At 32.0% G+C, this 6860-nt stretch carries 4 protein-coding genes and 1 riboswitch; of the genes, 2 read left to right on the top strand and 2 right to left on the bottom strand.

Annotated features, from left to right (window positions below; translation table 11 throughout):
- Positions 1-159: 159 nt before the first annotated feature.
- Positions 160-1338, bottom strand: coding sequence for a YgeY family selenium metabolism-linked hydrolase (locus ACI3VO_RS02445; protein ID WP_439756387.1), 1179 nt, complete (start codon positions 1336-1338; stop codon positions 160-162).
- A gap of 150 nt (positions 1339-1488) precedes the next feature.
- On the opposite strand from ACI3VO_RS02445, the gene ACI3VO_RS02440 reads away from it, so the two are divergent.
- Positions 1489-2385, top strand: a complete 897-nt coding sequence (locus ACI3VO_RS02440; protein ID WP_439756386.1) for an AraC family transcriptional regulator — start codon at positions 1489-1491, stop codon at positions 2383-2385.
- A 46-nt stretch (positions 2386-2431) separates the two neighbouring features.
- Here the strand turns inward: ACI3VO_RS02440 and ACI3VO_RS02435 are convergent, their stop codons facing one another.
- Positions 2432-3247: a YecA family protein gene (locus ACI3VO_RS02435; RefSeq protein ID WP_439756385.1), complete on the bottom strand. Its 816-nt coding sequence runs from the start codon at positions 3245-3247 to the stop codon at positions 2432-2434.
- 371 nt (positions 3248-3618) lie between these two features.
- A riboswitch (molybdenum cofactor riboswitch) is annotated at positions 3619-3742 on the top strand.
- 289 nt (positions 3743-4031) lie between these two features.
- Between ACI3VO_RS02435 and ACI3VO_RS02430 the strand changes: the two genes are divergently transcribed.
- Positions 4032-6764, top strand: coding sequence for a molybdopterin-dependent aldehyde oxidoreductase (locus ACI3VO_RS02430; RefSeq protein ID WP_439756384.1), 2733 nt, complete (start codon positions 4032-4034; stop codon positions 6762-6764).
- Positions 6765-6860: the final 96 nt, after the last annotated feature.

The raw sequence follows: 6860 nt of genomic DNA, 5'->3' as shown, positions 1-6860 counted from the left end.
AGGCCCTTATACAGTTTGAAGCAGTCTTAGACAAACAAGATAGTATTTTGATAGAACAAGCTAGAGACGAGTTTAAGAGGGTTTTAGATGAAATAGAGGATGAAGAACTTTAAGATAAAACGCCTCTTGATAGGTTAATTTCAAGGGGCGTTTTAAATATTATAGATTATTTATCAAGCAAGCGTAGAATTTGCAAGCATCTTTTATCTTATCGATATCACAATGCTCATCGACCATATGGGCAAGCTTGTACTCTCCAGGACCAAATCCTATAGTAGGTACTCCCATGCTGACTGGAGTGACGGCATTTGTTCCAAAATCCCAGAAGTCGTATTTTTCAGGCTTAGCTCCAAATGTCTCTTCGTAAGATTTATCACATGCAAGTGTAAGCTCGTGATTTCTATCTATTTTCCAAGGAGCGTGGATTGGCTCGTAAACTAATTTAGCTCCATTCCAGCTAGTATGTCTAAGCGTACCTATTTGCCAAGTCGCTCTTTTTCCTTCTATGATGGCATCCATTTCTTTTTTAACATCTTCTTCAGTTTCTCCAAGGATCATTCTTCTATCTATGTAAATGCTGCATTCACTTGGAACTGCATTTAGAGATGCGCTTACACAATTTATATCTGATAAAACCATAGTTCCATGAGGATTTCCCTTTTCAAATAATTCTTTGTTTTTAGCTTCAACTCTTTGAATTATTTCAGCCATTTCGTATACGGCATTTATTCCTTTTTCAGGAGCTGAGCCGTGAGCTGATACACCGTGAGTAGTTATAAGTATTTGAGCTTTACCTTTGTGGCCTAGTGTGATTATATTGTCTGATGGTTCACATATAACTACGTAGTCTGGTTTTAAATTGTATTCTTCGAAAAACATCTTTATATTTACACCATCGCAGAATTCTTCACATACTGAACCAGTAACATAGATAGTTTTTCCTTGTAGTAAATTACATTCTTTAGCAATTGCTGCAGCGTAGACAGATGCGGCAAGACCTGATTTCATATCTACAGAGCCTCTACCGTATAATTGATTATCTATTATTTTTGCTTCAAAAGGTGGAACAGTCCAATCTTCAGGATTTGGAACTTGAACTGTATCTAGATGTGAATCAAACATTATTATTTTTTTTCCTGTACCGATTTTTCCTATTACATTTCCTGTAGAATCTATAAATGCTTCATCGTATCCCAACTCTTTCATTTTATTTAAAACTGCTTCTACAATTTTTCCTTCTTCATCAGAGTAGCTTCTAATTTTTACTAGCTCTTGAGTGAATTTTATCAAATCATCTCCGTATTTTTTGCAGACTTCCAAAATATTATTTTTTTCCATAAAAATACCTCCTAAATATGTAACAGTATATGTTTAAAGTTTTGTTATTGATTGTTGAGTTTTTTCTTAATATAATTATATTTAAGAAATATATGTATTTATATCTAAATATTGTCTATTTATATAACTGTATTGTGAAGAGGTGGTAAAATGCAAATATACAATATAAAAGTCGATGAAAATAAAAAAGAAACTACAAATCATGGCATCTATGAATTTCCTATAGTCATATACGAAACTGTTTTAGAAAAAAATGTGCTTGGATTTGTCAATTGGCATTGGCATGAGGAATTACAATTTTGTATAGTTACAAAGGGAGTTGTCGATTTTTATGTGTCTGAAAATAAGTACACTTTAAATGAAGGTGACGGTATATTTATAAACAGTCAGTACTTACATATGGCAAAACCTGTATCATCTCCTTTAAATTCTTATATATGCATAGATTTTCATCCTAAGTTAATAGGATCATTTCAAGGGAGCATTATAGGACAGAAATATATAAATCCTTATTTAAGTTGTAGAAATATTACAGCTATAGTTTTAAGTAGAGAAATCGAGTGGCAAAATTTTATATTGGAGAAGATAAAAGAAGTGCATAAACTCAATTATGAAAAAAGTGATTTATATGAATTTGATATATATTTAAAATTATTAGAGATTTGGAAAATGATAATAGTAAATGTAAAAACTGATTACGATAGCTACGACAGACCGAAGAGTGATGATGATAACAGGCTTAAATCGATTTTTTCTTATATACACCAAAATTATATGAATAAAATAGCATTAGAGGATATAGCGAAAAGTGTGCATTTGAGCAAGAGCGAATGTTGCCATTTATTTAAAAGAAATGTAAAATGTACTATATTTGAGTACATTCAAGATTACAGAATCAATAAAAGCATCGATTTTCTAAAAAACACAAATATGTCCATCAGCCAGATTTCATATGAAAATGGATTTTGCTCTTCTAGCTATTATTGTGAGGTATTTAGGAAAAAGACAGGTATGACGCCTAAGGAGTATAGAAATTTAAACAAATAAAAAATACTAGCTTACTATTTCAAAAGCTAGTATTTTAAAAATAACTTTATAGAATTTGTATAGTATCTTCCATTTCGTCGTCTTTTATCATTTTATTTAATATTTCATTGGCTATTTGAGGAGTGTTCCATTCTAAGCCCTTTATATACTCAATTATTTGCAATGCTTCGTTGTATATAGTTGGGTATTTTTGTTTGTAGATTTCCTCAAATGGATTTTCTATATCGTCGTCAAGTAAATTCCAATCTAAGCTCTTTTGAATTAGTAGACATTTTAAAAAGTGCTTGTCATACTTATGTAGTTTTTCTTCTTCTTGATATGAATTAACTACAGGTACTTGTATTTCTATTGATTTTTCAATATGAGCTTTAAAGTCAAATCCATATTGTTTAAGCTGTCTATTTATTATAGGATCTAGGATAACATTGTTTAATACTGAAGCTAAATAGGCTTTTTTAGCATCATTTCCTATTATACCACAACTTGGATATCCAGATTCTGATAATACTAAATGGCCTATTTCGTGAGCTAGGTCAAAATAATCTTTTTCATTTACAGGTATATCCTTAAGTAAAATTGCATATGTATCTTCTCCAAGCTTAAGGCTTCTCATATTTCCATTTAAATCTGGTTTGTGAAGCCACATAATAGGCTTTCTGATCCATCTAAGGTTATCACATAAATATTCATATAAAAGCTGTGAGCTTCCCATCAATTGACCCATCATATAGTTGAAATCTATGTATTGTGCATTTAGAGTGTCTTTTAAAAACTTGTCTCTCTCAATTTGGTTTATACAGCAGTTTTTATATTTTTTGCCACTTCTACAAGGGCAGTCATCATTTCTCCCTATTTTTGTCATATCATTTCCTCCATATGTACTAGAAATTGAGGTGCAGAAAAATACCACACCTAGTAATAATATAAATTATTATTTACATATAAGTAATTTCTATAAAAAATATGAATATCCTTTAATTTTTTACAAATGGATAAAAAAGCAAATGTCGAAAAATGATTTTTAATATGAACTTTGTTAAATTTTTCTGAAAATATAATTGATGTTTTAAACTAATTTTTGTGAAAACTTTAAAATAGCACTATGTTTTTAGTAATATTTTGTATACTTGTATACTTGATTTTATTCGAATATAAAATTGACAAATAATGCAAAAGCTGATATGATTTAATTAATAAATCAATAAAAGATACAAATAAAAAATAGTGATGAAAATCAGATAAATTCTCCGATTTTAATTTGCCTAAGGTATAAATATTTATTATGGAAATTAAAACGTTAGGGTATATTTAGAAATGGATATGCCTCCCGGTGGAAAGGAGAGAACTTATTAATATTAGTAGTATTATATTAATTAGTAACGAATCTCCTTTACGTAGAAGGAGATTTTTTTATTGATTAGATTAGCGGATTTTTATAGATTTTAAATTTATTTAAAATTTTCTAAATATAATCTATTTTCAAAGTATTGATTTATTTAATAAAGTTTGGTTGGTTATCATAAGCTTTTTCAATTTTCAGGAAAAGGTTTTGATATAGATTTTATATATAATTTTAATTTAATTTAAGCTTTTTAAAAGCTTTGATTATTTAAGAGTTATAGGCTTATATAAAGGGGGAATTAGAATTGTTATTAAAGAGACATTTTTTCATTAATGGTGTTAAGAGAAACTTAATGGTAGATCCAGAAAGTAGTTTAGCAACTGTATTACGTGAACAATTAATGCTTACAGGATGTAAAATAGGTTGTAACCAAGGACACTGTGGTACTTGTACAGTTATATTAAATGGTAAACCTGTTCGTTCTTGTATAGTAAAAATGAAAAAAGTTCCAGAAGAATCTGTAATAGAAACTGTAGAAGGTTTAGCTAATGGTGATGAACTACATCCACTACAAGTTGCTTGGATGGGACATGGTTGTGCTCAATGTGGTTACTGTACTCCAGGTTTCTTAATGTCATCTAAAGCTTTACTAGCAGAAAATCCTTCTCCAACTAGAGAAGAAGTAAGAGATTGGTTCCAAAAACATAAAAACTTATGCCGTTGTACTGGATACAAACCATTAGTTGATGCTGTTATGGATGCAGCAGCAGTAATGAGAGGCGAAAAATCTGTTGATGATTTAATATTCAAACCAGTAGGAAATGATATACTAGGTACTGATTATATAAGACCATCTGCAAAAGCTAAAGTAACTGGTACTTGGGATTACGGTGCTGATATAGACTTACAAATGCCAGAAGGTACTTTAAAATTAGCTTTAGTTCAAGCTGAAGTATCACATGCTTTAATAAAAGGAATAGACTATTCTGAAGCATTAAAGGTTCCTGGTGTTCATAAAGTTATAACTGCTAAAGATGTTAAAGGTAATAATAGAATAAACGGTTTAGTATTCTTCCCAGGATACAACAAAGGTGATGGTTGGGATAGACCAGTTCTTTGTGACGAAAAAGTATTCCAATATGGTGATGCTATAGCAGTAGTTGCTGCTGATACAGAAGCAATAGCTAGAGAAGCTGCTAAACTTGTTAAAGTTGATTTAGAAGTTCTTCCAGCTTACATGAGTGCTCCAGAAGCAATGGCTGAAGACGCTATAGAAATACATCCTGGTACTCCAAATGTATTCTATGAAACTAAATGTATAAAAGGTGAAGACACTGCTCCATTAATGGAAACTCTTCCAAATGTAGTAGAAGTTGAATCTTATTGTAGCCGTCAACCACATCTACCTCTAGAACCAGACTGTGGTCAAGCTTACATAGATGAAAACGGAAAATTAATTATACACTCTAAGAGTATCGGTATACATCTACATCACTTAATGATCTGTGAAGGTATAGGTGTAGCTCCAGAAGATTGTTACTTAGTACAAAACCCAACTGGTGGTACTTTTGGATATAAATTCTCACCAACTATGGAATCTATACTAGGTGTTTGCTGCTTAGCAACTGGTAGACCAGTTTCTCTAGTATATGACCAATATCAACAAATCACTTACACTGGTAAGAGATCTCCTGCATTCTTAAAAGTTAAACTTGGTGCAGATGAAAATGGTAAGATATTAGCATTAGAAGGTGAAAACTACGTAGACCATGGTCCATACTCTGAATTCGGTGACTTATTAACAATGCGTCTATCACAATTCATGGGTGCTGGTTATGGTATACCTAATATAAGAAATAATTCTTACTGCGTATTTACTAACCATGGTTGGGGTAGTGCATTCAGAGGATACGGTGCTCCACAAAGTTTCATGGGTGTTGATACAGCAATAGATGTATTAGCTGATAAGATGGGAATGGACCCATTTGAATTAAGATATAGAAATGTTTACAGACCAGGAGATACTACTCCAACTGGTCAAGATCCTGAAGTATTCTCATTAGTTAAAATGATGGATGACTTAAGACCTGAATGGGAAGAAGCTAAGAAGAGAGTAAAAGCTAACTCTACTGATAAAGTTAAACGTGGTGTTGGTATATCTGTAGGTGTTTATGGATGCGGTCTTGATGGTGCTGACTCATCTGAAGCTTACGCTGAAATCACTAAAGATGGTGTAACTATCTACAACTCTTGGGAAGATCATGGTCAAGGTGCTGATATAGGTACTTTAACTATGGCTCATGAAACTCTTAAGAAAGCTGGATACAAACCAGAAGATTTCAAACTAGTATTATGCGATATGGAATTCACTCCAAACAGTGGTCCTGCTGGTGGAAGTAGATCTAACGTTGTTACTGGTAATGCTACTAGAATAGCTGCTGAAAACTTATTAGCTGCTTTAGATAAAGGTGACGGTACTTATCGTACTTACGATGAAATGGTTGCAGAAGGTTTACCAACTAAATACACTGGTAAATGGGTTGCTTCTGAATGTACTGACTGTGATGGTGCTACTGCTCAAGGTAAACCATTCAGTAACTACATGTATGTATTAAATATGCCAGAAGTTGCTGTTGATATGGAAACTGGTAAAGTTACAGTTGAAAAATTCACTATGTCAGTTGACTGTGGTACTATAATCAATAGAATAGTTGTTGAAGGTCAAGTTTATGGTGCTTTAGCTCAAGGTATAGGTCTTGCATTAACTGAAGACTTCGAAGACTTAAGCAAACATACTTCATTAGTTAAATGTGGTATACCACAAATCAAAGACGTTCCAGATGATTTAGTATTACACTTTGAAGAAACTCCAAGACCTGATGGCCCTTATGGTGCATCTGGTGTAGGTGAAGGACCTCTAGCTGCTCCTCACCCAGCTATATTAAACACTATATTCAACGCTACTGGTGCTAGAATAACTAGAATACCAGCTACTCCAGACGTTGTTAAAGCTGCATTAGATAAATTAGAAAAATAAGTAATACTAGCTTAAAAATAGAATAATTGAAACTGTATAAGAGTAATTTTTAAATACTGCTCTTGTTAAGTGAATGGTAAGGAGGGCTTAAATTTA

Source organism: Intestinibacter sp. (assembly GCF_051866655.1).
GTDB lineage: Bacteria > Bacillota > Clostridia > Peptostreptococcales > Peptostreptococcaceae > Intestinibacter.
This window is presented reverse-complemented; position numbering and strand designations above follow the sequence as displayed.

Coding starts and splice junctions, on each gene's coding strand:
- ACI3VO_RS02435 (WP_439756385.1), bottom strand. CDS start 3,247: ATGACAAAAATAGGGAGAAATGATGACTGCCCTTGTAGAAGTGGCAAA.
- ACI3VO_RS02440 (WP_439756386.1), top strand. CDS start 1,489: ATGCAAATATACAATATAAAAGTCGATGAAAATAAAAAAGAAACTACA.
- ACI3VO_RS02445 (WP_439756387.1), bottom strand. CDS start 1,338: ATGGAAAAAAATAATATTTTGGAAGTCTGCAAAAAATACGGAGATGAT.